At 36.1% G+C, this 19,196-nt stretch carries 17 protein-coding genes and 1 CRISPR repeat array; of the genes, 8 read left to right on the top strand and 9 right to left on the bottom strand.

All coding sequences use genetic code 11. From position 1 onward, the window contains the following. Positions 1-140: 140 nt before the first annotated feature. Positions 141-347, top strand: a complete 207-nt coding sequence (locus tag HC176_RS02550) for a hypothetical protein (RefSeq protein ID WP_209309641.1) — start codon at positions 141-143, stop codon at positions 345-347. Positions 348-367: 20 nt separating this feature from the next. Here the strand turns inward: HC176_RS02550 and HC176_RS02545 are convergent, their stop codons facing one another. The 6 genes from HC176_RS02545 to purU form a co-directional block, all read right to left on the bottom strand. Further along, positions 368-781 carry a response regulator gene (locus HC176_RS02545; protein ID WP_167916608.1) on the bottom strand — a complete coding sequence of 138 codons (414 nt, stop codon included), beginning with the start codon at positions 779-781 and terminating at the stop codon, positions 368-370. Then, complete coding sequence (locus tag HC176_RS02540; protein WP_167916607.1) at positions 774-2,333, bottom strand: ATP-binding protein; 1,560 nt, start codon at positions 2,331-2,333, stop codon at positions 774-776. The genes HC176_RS02545 and HC176_RS02540 overlap by 8 nt, the downstream gene beginning before the upstream one ends. A gap of 161 nt (positions 2,334-2,494) precedes the next feature. After that, complete coding sequence (locus HC176_RS02535; protein WP_167916606.1) at positions 2,495-2,638, bottom strand: hypothetical protein; 144 nt, start codon at positions 2,636-2,638, stop codon at positions 2,495-2,497. A 77-nt stretch (positions 2,639-2,715) separates the two neighbouring features. Continuing rightward, complete coding sequence (locus HC176_RS02530; protein WP_167916605.1) at positions 2,716-2,913, bottom strand: Lacal_2735 family protein; 198 nt, start codon at positions 2,911-2,913, stop codon at positions 2,716-2,718. Between the two features lie 190 nt (positions 2,914-3,103). Further along, the gene (locus HC176_RS02525) at positions 3,104-3,808 is read right to left on the bottom strand and encodes a DUF4197 domain-containing protein (RefSeq protein ID WP_167916604.1); all 705 of its coding nucleotides are present in this window, start codon (positions 3,806-3,808) and stop codon (positions 3,104-3,106) included. Positions 3,809-3,848: 40 nt separating this feature from the next. Beyond that, entirely contained in the window at positions 3,849-4,703 is an 855-nt protein-coding gene (gene purU / locus HC176_RS02520; protein WP_167916603.1) for a formyltetrahydrofolate deformylase, read from the bottom strand. A gap of 146 nt (positions 4,704-4,849) precedes the next feature. Between purU and HC176_RS02515 the strand changes: the two genes are divergently transcribed. The 6 genes from HC176_RS02515 (at position 4,850) to HC176_RS02490 (ending at position 15,514) form a co-directional block, all read left to right on the top strand. Next, positions 4,850-8,386, top strand: a complete 3,537-nt coding sequence (locus HC176_RS02515; protein WP_167916602.1) for a methylmalonyl-CoA mutase family protein — start codon at positions 4,850-4,852, stop codon at positions 8,384-8,386. 372 nt (positions 8,387-8,758) lie between these two features. After that, positions 8,759-9,298: a sigma-70 family RNA polymerase sigma factor gene (locus HC176_RS02510; protein ID WP_167916601.1), complete on the top strand. Its 540-nt coding sequence runs from the start codon at positions 8,759-8,761 to the stop codon at positions 9,296-9,298. Between the two features lie 150 nt (positions 9,299-9,448). Next, positions 9,449-10,840, top strand: a complete 1,392-nt coding sequence (locus HC176_RS02505) for an ATP-binding protein (RefSeq protein ID WP_167916600.1) — start codon at positions 9,449-9,451, stop codon at positions 10,838-10,840. A 224-nt stretch (positions 10,841-11,064) separates the two neighbouring features. Further along, positions 11,065-14,943, top strand: coding sequence for a type II CRISPR RNA-guided endonuclease Cas9 (gene cas9, locus HC176_RS02500; protein WP_167916599.1), 3,879 nt, complete (start codon positions 11,065-11,067; stop codon positions 14,941-14,943). A 39-nt stretch (positions 14,944-14,982) separates the two neighbouring features. Further along, a complete protein-coding gene (locus tag HC176_RS02495; RefSeq protein ID WP_167916598.1) occupies positions 14,983-15,225 on the top strand; it encodes a ribbon-helix-helix domain-containing protein in 243 nt (80 codons plus the stop codon). Continuing rightward, positions 15,218-15,514 carry a type II toxin-antitoxin system RelE/ParE family toxin gene (locus tag HC176_RS02490; protein ID WP_167916597.1) on the top strand — a complete coding sequence of 99 codons (297 nt, stop codon included), beginning with the start codon at positions 15,218-15,220 and terminating at the stop codon, positions 15,512-15,514. The genes HC176_RS02495 and HC176_RS02490 overlap by 8 nt, the downstream gene beginning before the upstream one ends. Before the next feature lie 53 nt (positions 15,515-15,567). Continuing rightward, positions 15,568-16,459: direct repeats of the CRISPR family, unit length 36 nt; unit sequence GTTGTGGTTTGATTAAAGATTAGAAAACACGATATT. Between the two features lie 105 nt (positions 16,460-16,564). On the opposite strand, the gene cas2 is transcribed toward HC176_RS02490, so the two are convergent. Beyond that, positions 16,565-16,894, bottom strand: a complete 330-nt coding sequence (gene cas2 / locus HC176_RS02485; RefSeq protein WP_167916596.1) for a CRISPR-associated endonuclease Cas2 — start codon at positions 16,892-16,894, stop codon at positions 16,565-16,567. Continuing rightward, the gene (gene cas1 / locus HC176_RS02480) at positions 16,885-17,769 is read right to left on the bottom strand and encodes a type II CRISPR-associated endonuclease Cas1 (protein ID WP_167916595.1); all 885 of its coding nucleotides are present in this window, start codon (positions 17,767-17,769) and stop codon (positions 16,885-16,887) included. Before cas1 ends, cas2 begins: the two co-directional genes overlap by 10 nt. A 531-nt stretch (positions 17,770-18,300) precedes the next feature. On the opposite strand from cas1, the gene HC176_RS02475 reads away from it, so the two are divergent. Beyond that, the gene (locus tag HC176_RS02475) at positions 18,301-18,720 is read left to right on the top strand and encodes a hypothetical protein (RefSeq protein ID WP_167916594.1); all 420 of its coding nucleotides are present in this window, start codon (positions 18,301-18,303) and stop codon (positions 18,718-18,720) included. Between the two features lie 13 nt (positions 18,721-18,733). On the opposite strand, the gene HC176_RS02470 is transcribed toward HC176_RS02475, so the two are convergent. Continuing rightward, the gene (locus HC176_RS02470; RefSeq protein ID WP_167916593.1) at positions 18,734-19,129 is read right to left on the bottom strand and encodes a hypothetical protein; all 396 of its coding nucleotides are present in this window, start codon (positions 19,127-19,129) and stop codon (positions 18,734-18,736) included. Between the last annotated feature and the right edge of the window lie 67 nt (positions 19,130-19,196).

Below are 19,196 nucleotides of genomic sequence, written 5' to 3'. Positions count from 1 at the left end.
GTTCGTTTTCTTTTAAGATCTTGATGATCTGACTTTCGGTAAATCTACTTTTTTTCATCTGACAGTTTATTGGTTTAAAATTAATAATTTCGAATTTTAAACTGTCTTATTTTTAGGGAAGGTTACACCCGGAAATTACGTTGATAGACTCTACCCCAAATACCGAAGTAGACTTGGTTTTGTTGTCCTCAGAGCCCTTTCCGTTTTCGGAAAAGCATATAAGCGAGGTGCAAAAGTATTTCCCCAATGCTAACGTACTTTTGGTAGATGGCGAAATGTTTTCGTGGTATGGCTCTAGGCTAAAAGAGGCTTTTGGTTATTTTAAAAAGCTGCATAGAAATCTTTAGAGAAGAATTTAATAACAAGGTTAGCAGGAAGGTGGCGTTTTTTTTGTTAAACGCAGGGCTTTTTGAATATCGTTAGCACGAATGGGTTTAACTAAATATCCCTTTATATCTTCGATCGATTTGGCTTTCTTTCGGTCTTTGGAATCAACCGAAGAGGTAATTATAAATACTGGAGGATGGTAATTGTGGTTTTTATTTAGGTTTTGTAGCAGTTGTAAAAAACTCCAACCATCAACAATGGGCATGTTCAGGTCTAGAAAAATGGTTTCAGGGAGTTGTTCTGAATCATTTATGTTTTCAAAAATGTAGTCATAAGCCTGTTTACCATTTTCGAACATTAAAATATCATTGACATGGTAACCCACATTTTGAAGCAGTTTGTTGGTGACTTTCCTAAATAATAAATTATCGTCAATAATCGCTATTTTACTCATTTTTCAGTTTAATTCTAACTATGGTTCCTTTGTTCACTTTGCTGAATAAATCTACTTGTCCGTTAAGCCTCGAAACGTACAACTTTAAATAATAAAGCCCATATCCGCTGGACGATTTGCTGGCTTTATGGAAGCGTTTTCCTTTTTTAAAAATTTCGTCTTTATGTAAAGAGGCGTCAAACCCAATGCCATTGTCTTTATATAGAATATAAAAATTGTTTCGAGCTCTATAGGTCGAAATATTTATTTTTAGCTCGTCGGTCGTTTTTTTGAATTTGAATGAATTGGTAATAAGGTTGTTGAAAATATTGTTGATATAGCTTTTGGGCAATTCTATATCGGCTTCAATTTTTGAATGGAAAATCGTGTTATCTGGTTTTAAATATTCCAGCTCTTGGTAGATATTCTCCAGACTTTTAGAAAGTGTTATTTTGTTCGGGAATTGGTTGTCAATATCCCGAATAAATTTGTGGTAATTAATCAATGCGTTTAATCCATAATTGAGATTTTCAACATTGGTTACATACATACTCTCCAATTCAGGTACATTTAAGTCGTTGTTTCTCACAGAATCTTTGTAATAAGAATAAAGCTCTTTCAGGGCAATTATGGGCTCTCTTAAATTGTGTGAGGTAATCGAGGCAAAATCTTCCAAATACAGGTTTTTTTCATTCAATTCTTCAACAAGCAATCTCAGCCTTTTATTGGTTTCTTCAATCTTTTTTGATTTTAGGGAAATGTCTTTGTAGTAATCAATAAACTTAAACGAATAAAGAAACATGCTAATGAATATCGAAAAGTTTAAGAATAGGAATATAAAGTATTCGCCAGCAGTGATGTCTATGAAATTTAAAAATGTCAGGACAGATACGGTTGTGGTCACTATTATCGGTCCCAAGAAGAATAACGGAAAGTAATAAAATGGGTGTGATTGGTTAAATGGAAGGTGTTTAAGTTGTAAACGGCTTATTTTTTTAACCAGCAGTAATTCAAAAATAGAAATTGAGTTTATAAAGAATAAGATTGAAGTGTTCCAGCTTAAAGTCCTAAAGCCTAAAATGTTTTTAAAGATATCTCCTTTGTTGAATAAATAGTAAAAAATGGCGAAGGAAGAAATGATGTAGGTTATGGAGTTTAAGGATAAAAAAACACTATTTCTATCTTTAAACTTTACTAAATAAAGTGAAGTATATATCAAAATAAACATAACAATAGTTATGAGAGACGATGGAGCCAAAATTTCAACTTCAGAAATATCAAAAAAGGTGTAGCCAAGCTGGATGGCTTGTAAAGATAGTCCGGATACAAATAAAACTTTAAAGGAGCCTTCTTTGTTAATTAGATATAGCGCAGCCAATATAATGAAGCTTATACTGGTAACCACTTTCATGGTAGCGTCCGGGTTTATGCTGTGACCAGTAAAAAAGTTCTCGGTTTGATGGGTGAACCATGAGTACACGTTGATTGCAGCAGTTATTACCGTAATAAGTACTGTAAACTTATAAGACAGAAGCGTGTTGGGCTCTATATATTTTTTAAGTGTTTTCAACATTTATTATCGTAATTTACTTGAAAAATTACGATAATATAGTAGAGTAAACAAGAAAATTCTTTAATTAAATTGATTTTGAAAGCTTATTCTTTCTTATGTGAGATGTTGACGATAGATTTTGTTAGTGACAGATTGTTGCTTGGTTAACAAATAGGCTAAAGCTAAGAAAGCTGACCAGCTTCATTAAATTCAACCTTGCTAACATCGTCAACAAAATGAGCAATTCTTCGTTCTAAATCTTTTAAACTAACCAACTTGTTGAGATTGGGTTTAATCTTTCCTACTTTGCAAAAATGTGTATTCATAACGTTCCTTTTTATATGTAAAATACGTATAAACGTCTTATTTAGACGTGATTGGAATGTTAAGGAATTGATAAAAGTTAAATTGTAACTTTTTGAGGATCTCGATAGAGGTATTTCAGCTTATTTAATTTATTAAGAAGCTTAATGGCCTTGTACTCAGAAATGTCGCTAAGCGCCGAATCGGTTTGCCTAAAATTATAGGCTTGCTCAACTAAATTCTTGTACTGTTGGTTTAATTTGTCTTGGCGGGTTTTTATTGGGTCTGTATAATCCATGATTATCTGAATAACAATAACTTAAATATACATTTTTTTGTTGAAATCCAAAAAGCCGCCCTTTTCTTTTTTCAATCCATCAGGCGGAATCCTCCTTTAAACTGGGAAAGTTCCTTGAAAAAAAAGTTATTAACATAAAAAAAACCGAACGCAAAAGCCTCCGGTTTTCAGTTTAATTTATCTAGTATTTTTAGTCCTGCAAAGCAAAAACCTTTCGTAATAAATCGGTAGTTCTGGAAGATACTTTGGTTCTAATTTCTTTTTCTTCGATGGCAATCATGGTATAAACGCCCTCAAGCGCTTCTCCGGTTACGTAATCGGTTAAATCTGGATTAACATTGTTGGTAAAAGGAATGTTGTTGTACCTGGTAATAAGATTGTTCCAAATTTTGTCGGCACCTACTTTGCTAAACGAGTTTTTAATAACAGGATTAAACTTGTTGTAAAGGGCGGTTTCCGTTTTATTGGTTAAGTAGAGTGTTGCCGCATTGTCACTACCTAGTAGAATGTTTTTGGCATCGGCGAAGGTAATGTCTTTTACAGCGTCAACAAATATCGGGGCTGCCTCTTTTACGGCATCTTCAGCAGCGCGGTTTAGCACTTTTAGGCCTTCATCGGCTAAGTTGCCCAGCCCAATATCGCGAAGGGTTTTATCTACTTTTTGCAGTTCTTCGGGGAGTAAAATCTTAACCAATTCGTTTTTGTAAAATCCATCGGTTTGCATCAGTTTGGTCACTTGTTTGTCTATGCCAAAATTCAACGCTTGTCGCAGTCCGGAAGCAATTTGGTCGTTGCCAATGGTTCCGCCTTGGGGTAATTGGCTTACCACTTGTTGGAGTTCGGCGCAGGCCGAAAGGTTAAAAATAAGTACAAGGGCAAAAAGTTTACGAATCATGATTGTAGGTTTTAAATTTTTAGGAATAGGTGTTTTTTAACTATGAAAAGATAACCGTTTTGTTGTTATACACCATAACCTTTCTGTTGGAATGCAGTTTAACGGCATTGGCCAAAACGATTTTTTCGAGGTCACGGCCTTTGGTTATTAAATCGGAAATGGAATGGGCATGTGTAACCCGTGTTACATCCTGTTCAATAATGGGGCCTGCATCCAATTCTTCGGTAACATAATGGCTGGTAGCACCAATGATTTTTACACCGCGTTTGTATGCCGAATGGTATGGCTTGGCGCCCACAAAAGCGGGTAGGAACGAGTGGTGGATGTTAATAATCTTATTTGGGTATTTGTCAATAAGCTTGCTGGAAACAATCTGCATGTACCTTGCCAAAACAATAAAATCTATTTGGTGTTTTTCCAATAGTTCCAGTTGTTTATTTTCGGCAGCCTCTTTGGTGTCTTTGGTTACCGGTATGTGGTGAAACGGAATATTGAAACTATCTGCTATGGGTTTCAAAGTATCGTGATTACTGATAATGAAAGGGATTTCAAGGTTAAGCTCACCAGAGTTGTAACGCCCTAAAAGGTCGTATAAACAATGGTCGTACTTAGAAATAAAAAGCGCCATTTTGGGCTTTCTTTCAGAGGAATAGATGCGCCATTTCATTTTAAAGCGCTCGGCGATATTGGCTTTAAATTCAGCCTTAAAAACTTCGGTATTAAATGAATCTGATTCAAATTCACTTTCCAAACGCATAAAAAAGATGTTCTGTTCTCTATCTACATGCTGATCGATATAAACAATATTTCCTTGATTCCCAGCAATAAAGTTAGTGACCGAAGCAATAATGTATGGGCGGTCTTTACAGTGTATTAAAATGGTGATTTTATTCATGAAATTCCTATACTTTATGGGCTAAAAATAAGGCAAAAATAAGTGAGGAATGGTTTTAGAACATGGTTTTAGAAAATTTTTTGAATACCGATGGTTTTTTTGAATATTTCGTAAATTGCAATAGTAATAATTAATGTTTTTTACGAATGAAACAACAAGAGCCCTATAAACCGAAACATCATGTAAGAATAGTAACAGCCGCTTCCCTTTTTGATGGGCACGACGCCTCTATAAATATTATGCGCCGAATTATACAAGCTACTGGGGTGGAAGTTATTCATTTGGGGCACGACCGAAGCGTTGAAGAAGTGGTTAATACGGCTATTCAGGAAGATGTTCAAGCTATTTGTTTAACTTCTTATCAGGGTGGGCACACCGAATATTTTAAATACATGCACGATCTTTTAAAAGAAAAAGGGGCTGGACACATTAAAATTTTTGGTGGCGGTGGTGGTGTTATTTTGCCTTCAGAAATAAAAGAATTGATGGAGTACGGTATAGCTCGCATTTATTCTCCAGATGATGGTCGGGAAATGGGCTTGCAGGGCATGATCAATGATTTGGTTGAAAGAGCTTCCCCCAACCCATCCGAAGGAGGGGAGCATATAGTGCCCCACAATTATGATGCTTCTAATTTTCTGAATCTTGCTCCTGAAAAAATACTGGATAAATTAAAAAATAAAGACAATAATACTATTGCTAGATTAATTTCTTTAGCTGAAAATAATCACAAAGATTTCAAGGCGTTGTTTTCAAGCTTGAGTAAGGGTTCCCCTCCTTTGGAGGGGTTAGGGGAGGCTTCTCCCGTTCTAGGCATAACCGGCACCGGTGGTGCAGGGAAATCCAGTTTGGTTGATGAGTTGGTGCGTCGGTTTTTAAAGGATTTTCCCAAAAAAACAGTGGGAATCATTTCTGTTGATCCTTCAAAACGAAAAACCGGTGGAGCGCTTTTGGGCGACCGCATCCGGATGAATGCCATAAACAACCCGCGGGTTTACATGCGCAGTTTGGCCACGAGGCAATCTAATTTGGCATTGTCTAAACATGTAAGCGAGGCCATTCAGGTTTTAAAGGCTGCGGCATTCGATTTAATTATTCTGGAAACCTCGGGCATTGGGCAATCCGATACCGAAATTACCGAACACTCTAATGTGTCACTTTACGTGATGACCCCCGAATTTGGAGCAGCCACCCAATTGGAAAAAATTGATATGCTGGATTTTGCCGATTTGGTAGCCATTAATAAATTTGATAAAAGAGGGGCGCAAGATGCCCTTCGCGATGTAAAAAAGCAATATATGCGAAATCATAACCTTTGGGACGTTTCGCAAGACGATTTGCCCGTTTTTGGGACTATTGCCTCACAGTTTAACGATCCGGGGATGAACCATCTTTATCAAGCTATTATTTTAAAACTGAATGAAAAAACGAATGCCAATTTAAAATCCTCATTTTCAATTTCACCAGAAAACAGTGAAAAGCTTTATATCATTCCGCCGTCAAGGGTACGTTATCTCTCTGAAATTGCTGAAAATAACCGCACTTACGATCAACAAGCTAATGAGCAAGTTGAAGTTGCCCAAAAGCTGTATGGTATTTATAAAACGATAGAATCTGTATCCAACATTATTTCGAGTGAAACGAAGCCATCTTTCCTTAATAAGCATGGGTTAAATAGTGATGAGATTTTTCGGCAAGCCCAGAATGACAAAAATACTGTTGATTCGAGCACAGTCGAGAACAAGGAGTTTTTAAAGTTGCTTTTCAAAGAATTCGACCGAATAAAACAACAACTGAAACCCAAACATTGGGAAATGATTTTGGAATGGGAAGATAAACTGAATCGCTACAAAAACCCTGTGTACAGCTTTAAAGTTCGCGATAAGGAAATCAACATAGAGACCCACATCAAATCGTTGTCGCACACCCAAATCCCGAAAGTGGCTTTGCCTAAATACCAAGCTTGGGGCGATATTTTGCGCTGGTGTCTGCAAGAAAATGTTCCGGGAGAGTTTCCGTTTACAGCAGGGCTTTATCCTTTTAAAAGAACTGGTGAAGATCCTACCCGAATGTTTGCTGGCGAGGGTGGACCCGAACGTACCAATAGGCGGTTCCATTACGTGAGTGCAGGGTTGCCTGCCAAGCGTTTGTCAACCGCTTTCGATAGTGTGACACTTTATGGTAACGATCCCGATTATCGCCCAGATATTTACGGAAAAATAGGCAATGCCGGAGTGTCCATTTGTTGTCTCGACGATGCCAAAAAACTGTATTCTGGTTTTAATTTAGCCGATGCCATGACTTCGGTGAGTATGACCATTAATGGGCCAGCCCCAATGTTATTGGGCTTTTTTATGAATGCCGCTATCGATCAGCAATGCGAAATTTATATCAAGGAGAATGGATTGGAAGATGAGGTTGAAACACAAATAGCCAAAATCTATAAAGGTAAGGAACGCCCCAAATACAACGGAGCTTTGCCCGAAGGTAACAACGGATTGGGATTGATGTTGTTGGGCGTAACGGGTGACCAAGTATTGCCAGCTGAAGTTTACAACAAAATTAAAAAAGCAACCTTGTCGCAGGTACGCGGTACGGTACAGGCCGATATTTTAAAAGAAGACCAAGCACAAAATACCTGCATTTTTTCAACCGAGTTTGCGCTGCGTTTAATGGGCGATGTGCAGGAATATTTTATTCAAAACCAAGTGCGTAATTTTTACTCGGTGTCCATTTCGGGTTATCATATTGCTGAGGCGGGAGCCAACCCCATTACGCAATTGGCGCTTACTTTATCCAACGGGTTCACTTACGTGGAATACTACCTAAGCCGAGGTATGGACATCAACAAATTTGGTCCCAACCTGTCCTTCTTTTTTTCCAACGGCATCGATCCTGAATATGCCGTTATTGGGCGTGTGGCAAGAAAAATATGGGCCAAAGCCATGAAATATAAGTACGGTGCCAATGCCCGGGCGCAAATGCTGAAGTATCATATTCAGACTTCCGGCAGAAGTTTGCACGCCCAGGAAATCGATTTTAACGACATCCGTACCACATTGCAAGCACTATATGCGATTTATGATAATTGTAACTCGCTGCACACCAATGCGTATGATGAAGCGATTACCACGCCAACTGAAGAGTCGGTGCGCCGCGCTATGGCCATTCAGCTGATCATTAATAAAGAATTAGGCTTGGCCAAAAATGAAAACCCCATTCAAGGCGCGTTTATTATTGAAGAGTTAACCGATTTGGTGGAAGAAGCCGTTTTATTGGAATTCGATAGGATTACTGAAAGGGGAGGTGTTCTCGGTGCAATGGAAACCATGTACCAGCGTAGTAAAATTCAGGAAGAAAGTCTGCATTACGAAACCCTCAAGCACAGTGGTGATTATCCCATTATTGGTGTTAATACCTTTTTAAGCAGTAAAGGTTCGCCAACCGTTTTGCCCATGGAGGTGATAAGGGCGACAGATGAAGAAAAGAAATTTCAAATAGAAACGCTTCAAAATCTTCATAAGCACCAGCAGTCGGAAAACTTGTTAAAATCGCTTCAGAAACAAGCCATAAACAATGAAAATATTTTTGAATCACTAATGGAAGTTTGTAAGGTCTGTTCGCTGGGGCAAATTACCCAAGCGTTGTTCGAAGTCGGTGGGCAGTATCGACGAAATATGTAAGCACGATTTCAATTTAGTGGAGCTAAGTGAAGGCTGAATTGTGAATATCGCTTACCCTGAGCGCAGCCGAAGTATCTCAGAGAACCCATTTTTCTTTTTTAGGAAAAATTGAACATCGACTACTTCGAAATTTTTCATAAAACATGCATCTTTTTTGGAATATCTCCGTCTATTATATGAACCATAAAAGTAAATATTATGAAAAATAAAGAATGTACTTGCAATTGCGACCCATGTAAAGCCGGAAAGTGCAGCCAATGTATTTGTGATAATTGTACCTGCACCAACTGTAATTGTTAAGATTGTTTAAAAACCAAAGATAATAGCATTCGTATTTGTAACTTTAGTATGGATGCTATTTCTATGTAAGCCATGAAAACAAAAGACATTTGGAAAACTTATTCCAACGATATAAAATATTTTATTTTAAGTAGGGTTAAAGACCCCGTAGTAACTGATGATTTGCTGCAAGATACTTTCATTAAAGTGCACACAAACCTTGGATCGTTGAAAGATAAAACCAAATTAAAATCGTGGCTATTTTCAATCGCCCGTTATGCGGTTATGGATTATTTTAGGGGCAATAACATTGAGGCCCCAGTATGGGAAGCCGATACAGAGTTTGAGTCGCAAGATTTGGCCCATTCCAAAGCAGATTGTTTGCACGGTATTCTCAAAAACTTGCCAAAAAAATACAGAGAGCCACTTTTTTTATCCGATATAAAGGGACTTAAACAAACTGAAGTAGCTGATTGGTTGCAACGCCCGTTGCCAACCGTAAAATCTCAAATTCAACGAGGAAGAAAACTCGTTGCCCAAGGTTTTATGGATTGTTGCGATTTTAAGTTAAATGATGATGGTTTTCTAGTGGGCGAACTCAAAGCCAAGGAAGATTGTAAGGTTTGTCATTAAAGCTCAATAAATTTAGTGCCCGTTTCGTAAAACGAAATTTTTTTCAGTATTATCATATTGAGAATTTATATAATGTTTTATTGTCAGAAATTTAATGTAAAAAATAAGGTGTTTTAGTATATTTGTTTAGAAAGCAAGTTGCTAGTTTACATGCAAATATTAAACGATATTTTACGAGCCTACCAAAAATGGTATATCAATTACAGTGGCCTATTTGATGAAGAAAGGGAAGACGACTTGCCTTTTTTTAGAGACAAACTGTTTTTATCCATTTTATCCTTATCCATTGTATTAGGGGCTATAGCGTATATACCCAGCGTTATTTTTGCCCTGCTTAATGGCGATTATTACATATTTATTGTAGATACTCTTGGCATATTGCTACTTTACTTTATAGCCTTCAATAAGTCTGTGGCGCTCCATGTTAAAAAGAATATTTTTGCTGGGATATTTTATTTTATAGCATTCACTTTATTGGTTTTTATAGGGCTTCAGGGTAATGGGGCTATTGTAGTTTTTACCCCCAATATTTTAGTTACACTTTACAGCGGAAGGAGGTCTGGACTATATTCCGTTGGCCTAACGGCATTAATTTACTGTGTCTTTCTGGTTTGTTCTTATTTTCAATTGGTGGATTTGCCCATTTTCAGTCATAACGATTTTAATTTGATGTTTATCGTTTTTGTAAACAACATCATCTTTACCCTGTTTATTGTCTTTTCAATTTCCTATTTAATAGATATGTTGTATGCATCATTACTGAAGCAAAACAAGCTTAGGGAAGAGCTCAATGAAGAACACAAAAATCTATTGGTGGCCAAAGAAAAAGCTGATGAATCCGATAGGCTAAAAACCGCATTTTTGGCCAATATGAGCCATGAAATAAAAACGCCCATGTACGGTATATTGGGCAGTGTTGATATACTAAAAAACTACAATACTGAGGACGCCGAATATCAAGAATACCTAAAGGCGATAGAAACCACAAGTTTGCGGTTGGCCGATGTGATTTCAGATGTAGTAAACGTATCAAAGATTGAAACTGGTTTGATGACCATAAATACGCAAACCTTCAATATACAAGACGCCATAAACGAGGTGTTAAAGCCTTTTGTGTTTGTTTCAGAACGAAAAAATATTGAAATAAAAAAAAATATAACTACGAGCTATAATGCAAGTTTAGCGTATACCGATAGAGACAAATTAGAAACGATACTACGGCATATTTTGCAAAACGCATTTAAGTTTACCAATAAAGGTTTTGTTGAAATAGGTTGTTCTAAACCCGATAAAACGTTTTTTGAGTTTTATGTTAAGGATTCCGGTATTGGCATTGCAATGGAAGATATTCAAACCGTATTCCAACCTTTTTTTCAGGTAGATGCAGAGCATAAAAAAGCGTTGCACGGATCGGGCTTAGGGTTAAGCTTGGCCAAATCGTATGTGGAAATGCTGGGTGGCGAAATTAATATTGAAAGCAAAGAAAACGGAGGGACCACGGTGTGGTTTACGGTTTACTCTGATTTTGAGAGTATTAAATAAAGAGGTGGTAAATGGTTAGGTGAAATATGCCTCAAAAAAAGTCCTACCGAAGCAGGACTAAAGATTTTCATCTACGGCATATAGCCTTATTGTGATAAGATTAAAAGATTAGAAATATTAATCTAATACAAATATAGTAGAAATATCTGGTTAAAAAAATACGTGTTTGTACGTATTTTTTTGTTTTTGTAATCTATGTATATTTATAGTTTTTTAAGAAAATTATGGCAAAAATATTAGGATTGGATTTAGGCACCAATAGTATTGGTTGGGCCATTAGGAATACCGAAAAAGAAGGCAACCAAATTATAGATACCAATGTTTTGGTATTTCCGCAAGGTGTTGGAGAAGAAAAAGGCGTGGAATTTTCATTGGCATCGGAACGCACCAAACATAGAGCTTCCAGAAAACTTTACAGACGACGCAAACAAAGAAAAACAGACTTGCTCAAATTGTTGATAGAAAATGGATATTGCCCATTGTCCATTACAGAGCTTGAAATTTGGTCCAATTATAAAAAAGATAGGGAAATGAAATACCCTACTGAAAATGAAGCGTTTTCAGAGTGGTTAAAAATCAATCCCTATGAGGTTAGGGCTAAAGCAGTACACGCTACTGTTTCCAAACAAGAGTTAGGAAGAGCCTTGTACCATATCTGCCAGCGTAGAGGGTTTAAAAGCGGAAGAAAAGATGCTGATGTAGGGAAAGATTTAGAACAATTTAAAAAGGAACAAGAATTATTAAAGCAAAATGGCTTCAAAACTTTAGGTGAATATTATTTTGATTTGCTAAATCAAGACAGAAAAGTTAGAAAAACAAAATTCAGTGCCGATGACCAAGAAGTAAATTCCTCAAGGATAAGTTATGTGCAGGAATTTAACGAATTGATGAAAAGCCAAGGTGTTGGCAAAGAGTTGGCTGATAAATTCTTTAATGCCATTTTTTATCAAAGACCTTTAAAATCGCAAAAGGGAACTGTTGGTAAATGCACTTTAGAAAAAACCAAACCGCGTTGTGCCGTGAGCCATCCTATGTTTGAAGAGTTTAGGATGTACCAGTATCTAAACTCTATAAAAGTTAGGGAACGCAATAGCGATAATTTTGTGTTTCTTTCAGAATATCCGGAATACTACAAAATAGCTTTAGATAAATTTTATAGGGTTAGTGCCAAAAATTTCAAGTTTTTGGATATTTCCAAGAGCATTAACAAGGAAGCGAAAAAGAACAATTTGTTTTTCATTTTCAATTACAAAGACAAATATCCAATTGTGGGAAGCCCAACTATTAGTAGATTGATTGAAGTTTTTGATGCCGAAGATTGGGACGATTGTAAACAAAAAATAAAAGTGTCCTACAAAAAGAAAGACAACAAAAGTGAAGAAGAATTGGTAGATGAGCTTTGGCACACCTTGTTTTTTGCAGGCGATTTTGTTAACGACATCACTTCAGAAAAAGTAAAAAGTTTTATTAGAGAGTGTTATGCGCTTACCGAAGATAAAATTGAATACTACGAAAAAATCAATCTAAAACCAGGCTATTCCTCGTTGAGCAAAAAGGCAATCGGTAAGATTTTGCCGTTTCTAAAAGAAAAAATCATTTATCCTTATGCCGTGTTTTTTGCCAATATTGATGCAATAATAGGTGCAGTAAAATGGAATGACAACAAAACGTTTATCCAAGACACCATAATAGATATTATTTCAAATTATAAAGATGACACCTTAAAAATTGATATTGTAAACGGTTTGGTAGACGATTTTGTTAAAGAATACGACAATTCCAACTATGATTATGTGCTTGATGACACCGACAAAAAAAACGTTACTGAAAAAATAATAGCTTTTTATGGAAATGAAGCATGGGAAACAAAGACTGATGCCGAAAAAGATGCGCTTCAAACTGAAATAGAAATCACTTTCCAGAAGCAATTACAAAAACGTAGAGTTGGAGGTTATTTCCTCTCAAAACCACGAGTTGATGAAATTATCAAGGACTTTTTGGTTCAAGAATATAAAGTTTCAAAAGAAGAAGCCGATACATTGTATCATCCGTCGGCAATGGATGCCTATCCACAAAGTCAAGATGGCTTTTTGGATTTACCGTTTACCAATTCGGTAAAAAACCCAATGGCAATGCGTACGCTGTTTTATCTTCGGAAATTGGTAAACACCTTGTTGAAAGAAAACAAAATAGCGCCAGATACCGAAATTATTGTTGAATTGGCGAGAGAGCTTAACGACAAGAACAAACGTTTAGCTATTGAAAGGTGGCAGCGCGAACGTGAAAATGAAAACAAAAAGTTTAAAGACAAACTAGAAGAATTTGCCAAGGACACCAATTCGGTAGTAACAGAAACCGATATTGTTAAATATAGATTGTGCCAAGAGCAAAATGGTGTTTGTTTGTACACAAGCAAAACCATTAATTGCGAAAAACTTTTGGGTTCAAATCCCGAATTTGAAATAGAGCATACTTTTCCAAGAAGCAAATCTTTTGATAATTCGCTTGCCAATAAAACACTGGCAGATAAAAGCATTAACCAGATAAAAGGCAACAGGATTCCGCAAGAACTGGAAGATGAATACAAACAGCACTTTTTAATGAACACCAAACATTGGGAAGAAAGAATTGAGGATTTACGGGAAAAAATAGAACAACAAAAATATTTTTCAAAAGTTGCCAGTACTGTTGAACAAAAAAACAGAGCTATACAGCAACGCCATTACCTCAAACTAGAACAAAACTACTGGAAACAAAAACTGTACAGGTTTACGGCAACCGAAATAAAGCCCAATTTTAAAAATAGCCAGTTGGTAGATACAGGCATTATCACAAAATATTCAGTTTTGTTTTTAAAATCACTTTTTCCAAAAGTGTTTCCAGCAAAAGGAACTATGGTTGCCGATGTTAGAAAATCTTGGGGATTAGACGAAAAAGACCGCAATTATCACTACCACCACGCTATAGATGCTATGGTGTTAAGCTGTATGGATAAAAGCATTCGTGATAGTTTGGCTCAAGCTTTTAAAGAATCGGAAGAGAACAGGTATAGTAACAAATTTAAGGTGAAAAAACCTTGGGGTACTTTTACCGAAAACATCAATGACCTTAAAGATTCCATTATTGTGGTACACAAGCACAAGGACAATATAGGAGTACAGACCAAACGAAAATGGCGCAAACGCAACAAAATTCAGTATAACAATTCTGGTCAAGTTATTTTTGAAAAAGGGCAAGGTGTAAGAGGTTCATTGCATAAAGATACTTTTTATGGAGCCATAGAACGCGAAAATGAAAATAATGAAAAAGAAATATGGTTTGTAGTTAGAAAACCAGTTAACAGTTCTTTTTCTGAAAGCGATGTGAAAAGTATAGTTGATGAAGGCATTAAAGCCAGAATAGAAAAACACGGACTCAAAAACATACGAACCGAAGAAGGTTTCATTTTACTGCCAAGTGAAACAGATGAAAAAGGCAATGCAACACAAGAAATGCTCATTAAGCGCGTTCGGGTAAAAACCAGAAATACCGATTTGCCAAAAATTAAAGCACAAAGTCACGTTTCACAAAAACGCAGAAAGCCCTATAAAGAAAGCTATTACGCAACACTTGAAAACATTTTTGCAATGGCAATTTATGAAACGGTAAATAACAAAGGCAAAAAAACATTAGCGTTTAAAACTATTTCAGCTTTTGATTTTGCGCAGCATAACCAAGGTAGTCCCAAAATGGAAATACCTATAGAAGATAATCTGCTTAAAAACAAGGGCAAGAAAAGTGAACTGTTATTGCCGTTTTCCAAACTTTTAAAAGTTAACCAAATGGCTCTTTTTTATGAGAATAATCAGGAAGAGCTGAAAACACTTTCAAATAAAGAGTTGAGTAAACGCTTGTTTAAAATTACCCAATTTGAAAGCGATGGTAGAATTCAGTTTCGCCATCATGCACAAGGAGGAGCAGATAAGGATTTGAAAAAAGAATCTTCATTGGATTTTGAAAAATCAGCCCAAAAATTAAGAATCAGTTTAAGCAATATAAACGCAGTGTATGAAGAAAGGGATTTTAAACTGCACGCATCAGGGAAAATAGATTTTCTATCTTAGTCTTTTTGGTGTATATTTACACCACTAAATCTGTTAATTATGGCAAGACAAAGTATTACTCTGGCAAAACAAAATGACGAATGGTTAAAAGACCAAGTTTCAAAAGCAGAATTCAATAGCAAAAGTGAGGCTGTAAATTATTTGATTCAACAAGCAAGAAAGCAGGAACAATACTACGAATTTGTGAGGATGAAAATTGAATTAGGAGAAAAAAGTGGTTTGGCCAAAAAGCAAACTAAAGAGCAAATGCTTGCGGAGTTTAAGGAGAGATTAAATGTATAATTATGATTTAAGCGAACAAGCTAAAATAGATTTGTTGCGTATTTATGAATATGGTATTAATCGGTTTGGTATAGAACAAGCTGATAGATATTTTGATATGATGCACGATTGTTTTAGTAAAATTGCTAGAAACCCTTATTTATTTCCATCTGTATCAAATATTAAGTCAAATTATCACAAATGTGTTTGTGGCGTAGACGCTATCTATTATAAAATTGTTAAAAATGGAATAGTGATTACCACGATTATAGGTAGACAGGACTTTGAAATACAAAATTTAGTTCATTGACATAAAAGTTTTAGCATTAATGCCCAAAAAAAAACGACGCGAGCGAAGCGAGCGTTGTGGTTTGATTAAAGATTAGAAAACACGATATTTGGCAGTAGTACAAAATACCTTAATCGGTAGTTGTGGTTTGATTAAAGATTAGAAAACACGATATTGCATACAGGCCAAAGCGCTTCACGTAAGTAGTTGTGGTTTGATTAAAGATTAGAAAACACGATATTTCCTTTTTAATCAACCCTTATTAAACATAGGTTGTGGTTTGATTAAAGATTAGAAAACACGATATTTCAGGCGGTTTAATAAACAACCCCTTTTTTGTTGTGGTTTGATTAAAGATTAGAAAACACGATATTTTCGCTACTTATATCGGTGAAACAATAGTTGTTGTGGTTTGATTAAAGATTAGAAAACACGATATTTTTAACTGGAAAAAACCTACCGCCTACCCCGTTGTGGTTTGATTAAAGATTAGAAAACACGATATTTTTGGTATTCCAACGGGTAACCAATTTGGTGTTGTGGTTTGATTAAAGATTAGAAAACACGATATTACCATATTGCAATCCAGAGGAAAGCACAAGTTGTGGTTTGATTAAAGATTAGAAAACACGATATTCTATTGGTTATAATAGTAGCACCAGCAGATGTTGTGGTTTGATTAAAGATTAGAAAACACGATATTACGTGTCTGGAGTCCTCGGCGTCTACTATGTTGTGGTTTGATTAAAGATTAGAAAACACGATATTGCGTTTATGGTTGGTATGCGTTGGGTGAAGGTTGTGGTTTGATTAAAGATTAGAAAACACGATATTGTTATGCGCACTTACCGTAATATACATGGTGTTGTGGTTTGATTAAAGATTAGAAAACACGATATTCAATACGAACGAACTTCATACTATTTTACTGTTGTGGTTTGATTAAAGATTAGAAAACACGATATTATTTGGCTTGTTGTCTTTTGATATTCAGAAAAATACGTGTAAATATCGTTTTCAAAAATGCCCGTTTTTTGCAGTGATAAGGCAAGATTGGGGCATTTTTTGGTTTTAAAACAACTCTAATTGGGTGGGAGGCGGTTCTTTGGGCACTTCGGCGCGTCCCCAAAAATTCATGATGTTGCCGTATTGTTTGTCGGTTATCCGCAGTACGCTAACCTTGCCCAACGGAGGTAAAAGGCGCTTTATGCGCTTTTCATGTACATCGGCACTTTCGCTGCTGGCACAATGCCGCATATAAACCGAGTATTGCATCATGGCAAAACCATCTTTCAAAAGGTTTTTTCTAAATTTGGCCGCATTTTTTCGGTCTTTGGCCGTATCGGTAGGTAAATCAAAAAATACAAATAACCACATAATCCTATATCCGTTTAGTTCCATAAATCGGGATATTTTATGGTTTTCCGTTTCCCCGAAAAACATTGCTGTAGCGAGCTGGCCGTTTTTTGTAAGGCGACCATCAACGGACTTTTTTCATCCTTAAAATAAACGGTTCTGGTGAGCACTTGCAGCAGTATTGATTTTATTTCGGTGTTGAGCTCTTGTTCGTCATAATGTGCTATAATAGTAAATACGGCCTCATCAACCAGTGGCCTAAAGGGTTCCATAATGTCGTCGGCCAAAGCAAAGGCATTGTACTTGTTTTTGTGGTGAATGCCCAAGGTGTTCAATAATCCACTGCCCGAAAGGGCACGTGCGGTGGCCGCCCTAAGAATGGCGTACCCATAGTTTAAAAAATTGTTGGGATATTGGCCAAAACGTTCACGCTTAAAATCTTGTTCAAAAACAGATTTCCAATAAAAATTGGCGGCAACGCCTTCCATATTGCTGGTATCTCCACTTAATACTTTCGAGCTTAAGTATTCGAAGGTATTGGGTTTGCCCGTTACCATTTCCAAAAGTAAGCCTTGGTTGGTTATTTTTTGTTTTACCGTTTGCTGCCATAATTGTTTTTTTAACGGAACACTGGCATTGATTTGGTTTTTAAATAATTCTTGCTGGATGTGGTGGCTGTTCAGGTTAAGAAAGAGCCCGTTGGGCAAATGTGTTTTTCCGCAAATGATAACGGCACTGTTGTTTTCTATCAGCAAGTTTAGGGCGGTTATGCTTATGTAAACTTCGGGATTGTCTATTACAATAAAACCAATGTCTTCAATGGGGATGTTCGAAATACGGGCGTCTGTTTTAATTTGTAACTGAAGGTTTTTGGTAGTGATTTTGCTTTTGTTTTCAATTAGAAGTGTTTTTTTCAACATGACTTATAGATTTACTTTGTAAGTTAAATATTATGTATCGAAATAATAATTTAACACGTTGTAGTTCATATTTTATCTACAAAAAAACTAAAAGCCGTTTTTAAGAACTTTAAAAATGGGAAATTATATAAGAAGCTATATCCAAGTCACGCTAAATGGAAGTAAGTCAGTAAATAAAATGGGGCTTTTTCATTTCCAATGGTTTGGGGTTTAGTTTTATGTAAGTCAGTGTGTTAAAAGCACCTGGCAACCCAAACATTAAAATCTTTACCTATGGAAACAACATTAAAATACACGTTTAAGAGACGTTCGGAAAACCATTTGGATTAGTTAATTAACATTGTAAAATCTGAAAAGCACTATCAATTGGAAGCTAGTATTGTTAACCTAAAAGCAGGAATGTATAATACATAAAAACCTAGTGATTATAAATACTAAGCCCCTAATTTTTTTTAAATTTCTGGGTTTTTGTTTGTTTTTACGCAACCCATTTCAGTTTTTGTCATCTTAATAAAAACTTAACCCAAAGAAATGAACCGTTTTATCTATGTTATTTTGGTGCTAATTTTATGTGGTTGTTCTTCCAACGATAACCATAAACCCAAAGAAAATGAAACTTTGTTGGGCAAATGGAAACTCATTGAGCAATTAATGGATCCAGGCGATGGCAGTGGCACGTTCCAACCTGTAAGCAGCAATCGGGTTTTTGAGTTTTTTAGTGATGGCTCGGTAACGGTTAATGGAGATATGTGCTATATCACCACCGAAATTGGCGATGAAACCACGGGTACTTATATCGAAACTAATGAAAGCGATTGGCATGACGGTAAAATAACCCCACCAGATTGTAGCTTTGAGGGGGCTAAAATATATTACCAAATAGAGGGCGAAAACTTAATTTTGTGGTACCAATGTATTGAAGGCTGCGGACAAAAATTCATTAAAATTTAAGCCCTCGGAATATTTAAAGACTAAGTATCCACGAACGTTGAAGCTTTTTGAATTTTTTCAACTCGCTGCGTAAAATGGGTAAAAAATCTTTTCCGTTGCTGTTGGAGCGTTCCAATCTATAGGAGTTTTTATAAAGCTTATTGGTCAACTTTCTCAACGAAGCCAAATGTTTGTGCTTTTTGTCGGAATAACGCTGCAATTCGGCATTCAAAATCTCGGGAGCCAACGACACCGATTGCTGCACAATATCGCCCGAAAAGTAGATGTTTTGGTCTTCAGAACCATCTGTTTTTAAAAGCGATAGGTCGTTATTTAGGTAGTTTGAAATGTTTTGCGACAGTGCAAAAATCTCTAAGGCTTTTTTATAAACCGGTAAATCCGATAGGTTTGATGGGGTATTGTGTAACATAATCTATTCCAAAAAGCAATTTTATCAAAATTACTCACAAGACAGGAGATTCTTCTTTAGATTTTAA

The organism is Tamlana crocina (genome assembly GCF_012037625.1).
This window is presented reverse-complemented; position numbering and strand designations above follow the sequence as displayed.

Excerpts from the sequence above, each read along its gene's own strand:
- HC176_RS02525 (WP_167916604.1), bottom strand. The coding sequence starts at position 3,808 with ATGATTCGTAAACTTTTTGCCCTTGTACTTATTTTTAACCTTTCGGCC.
- cas2 (WP_167916596.1), bottom strand. The coding sequence starts at position 16,894 with ATGGAACTAAACGGATATAGGATTATGTGGTTATTTGTATTTTTTGAT.
- cas1 (WP_167916595.1), bottom strand. The coding sequence starts at position 17,769 with ATGTTGAAAAAAACACTTCTAATTGAAAACAAAAGCAAAATCACTACC.
- HC176_RS02470 (WP_167916593.1), bottom strand. The coding sequence starts at position 19,129 with ATGTTACACAATACCCCATCAAACCTATCGGATTTACCGGTTTATAAA.
- HC176_RS02505 (WP_167916600.1), top strand. The coding sequence starts at position 9,449 with ATGCAAATATTAAACGATATTTTACGAGCCTACCAAAAATGGTATATC.
- HC176_RS02510 (WP_167916601.1), top strand. The coding sequence starts at position 8,759 with ATGAAAACAAAAGACATTTGGAAAACTTATTCCAACGATATAAAATAT.
- HC176_RS02530 (WP_167916605.1), bottom strand. The coding sequence starts at position 2,913 with ATGGATTATACAGACCCAATAAAAACCCGCCAAGACAAATTAAACCAA.
- HC176_RS02515 (WP_167916602.1), top strand. The coding sequence starts at position 4,850 with ATGAAACAACAAGAGCCCTATAAACCGAAACATCATGTAAGAATAGTA.
- HC176_RS02495 (WP_167916598.1), top strand. The coding sequence starts at position 14,983 with ATGGCAAGACAAAGTATTACTCTGGCAAAACAAAATGACGAATGGTTA.
- purU (WP_167916603.1), bottom strand. The coding sequence starts at position 4,703 with ATGAATAAAATCACCATTTTAATACACTGTAAAGACCGCCCATACATT.
- HC176_RS02475 (WP_167916594.1), top strand. The coding sequence starts at position 18,301 with ATGAACCGTTTTATCTATGTTATTTTGGTGCTAATTTTATGTGGTTGT.
- HC176_RS02535 (WP_167916606.1), bottom strand. The coding sequence starts at position 2,638 with ATGAATACACATTTTTGCAAAGTAGGAAAGATTAAACCCAATCTCAAC.
- HC176_RS02540 (WP_167916607.1), bottom strand. The coding sequence starts at position 2,333 with ATGTTGAAAACACTTAAAAAATATATAGAGCCCAACACGCTTCTGTCT.
- HC176_RS02490 (WP_167916597.1), top strand. The coding sequence starts at position 15,218 with ATGTATAATTATGATTTAAGCGAACAAGCTAAAATAGATTTGTTGCGT.
- cas9 (WP_167916599.1), top strand. The coding sequence starts at position 11,065 with ATGGCAAAAATATTAGGATTGGATTTAGGCACCAATAGTATTGGTTGG.
- HC176_RS02545 (WP_167916608.1), bottom strand. The coding sequence starts at position 781 with ATGAGTAAAATAGCGATTATTGACGATAATTTATTATTTAGGAAAGTC.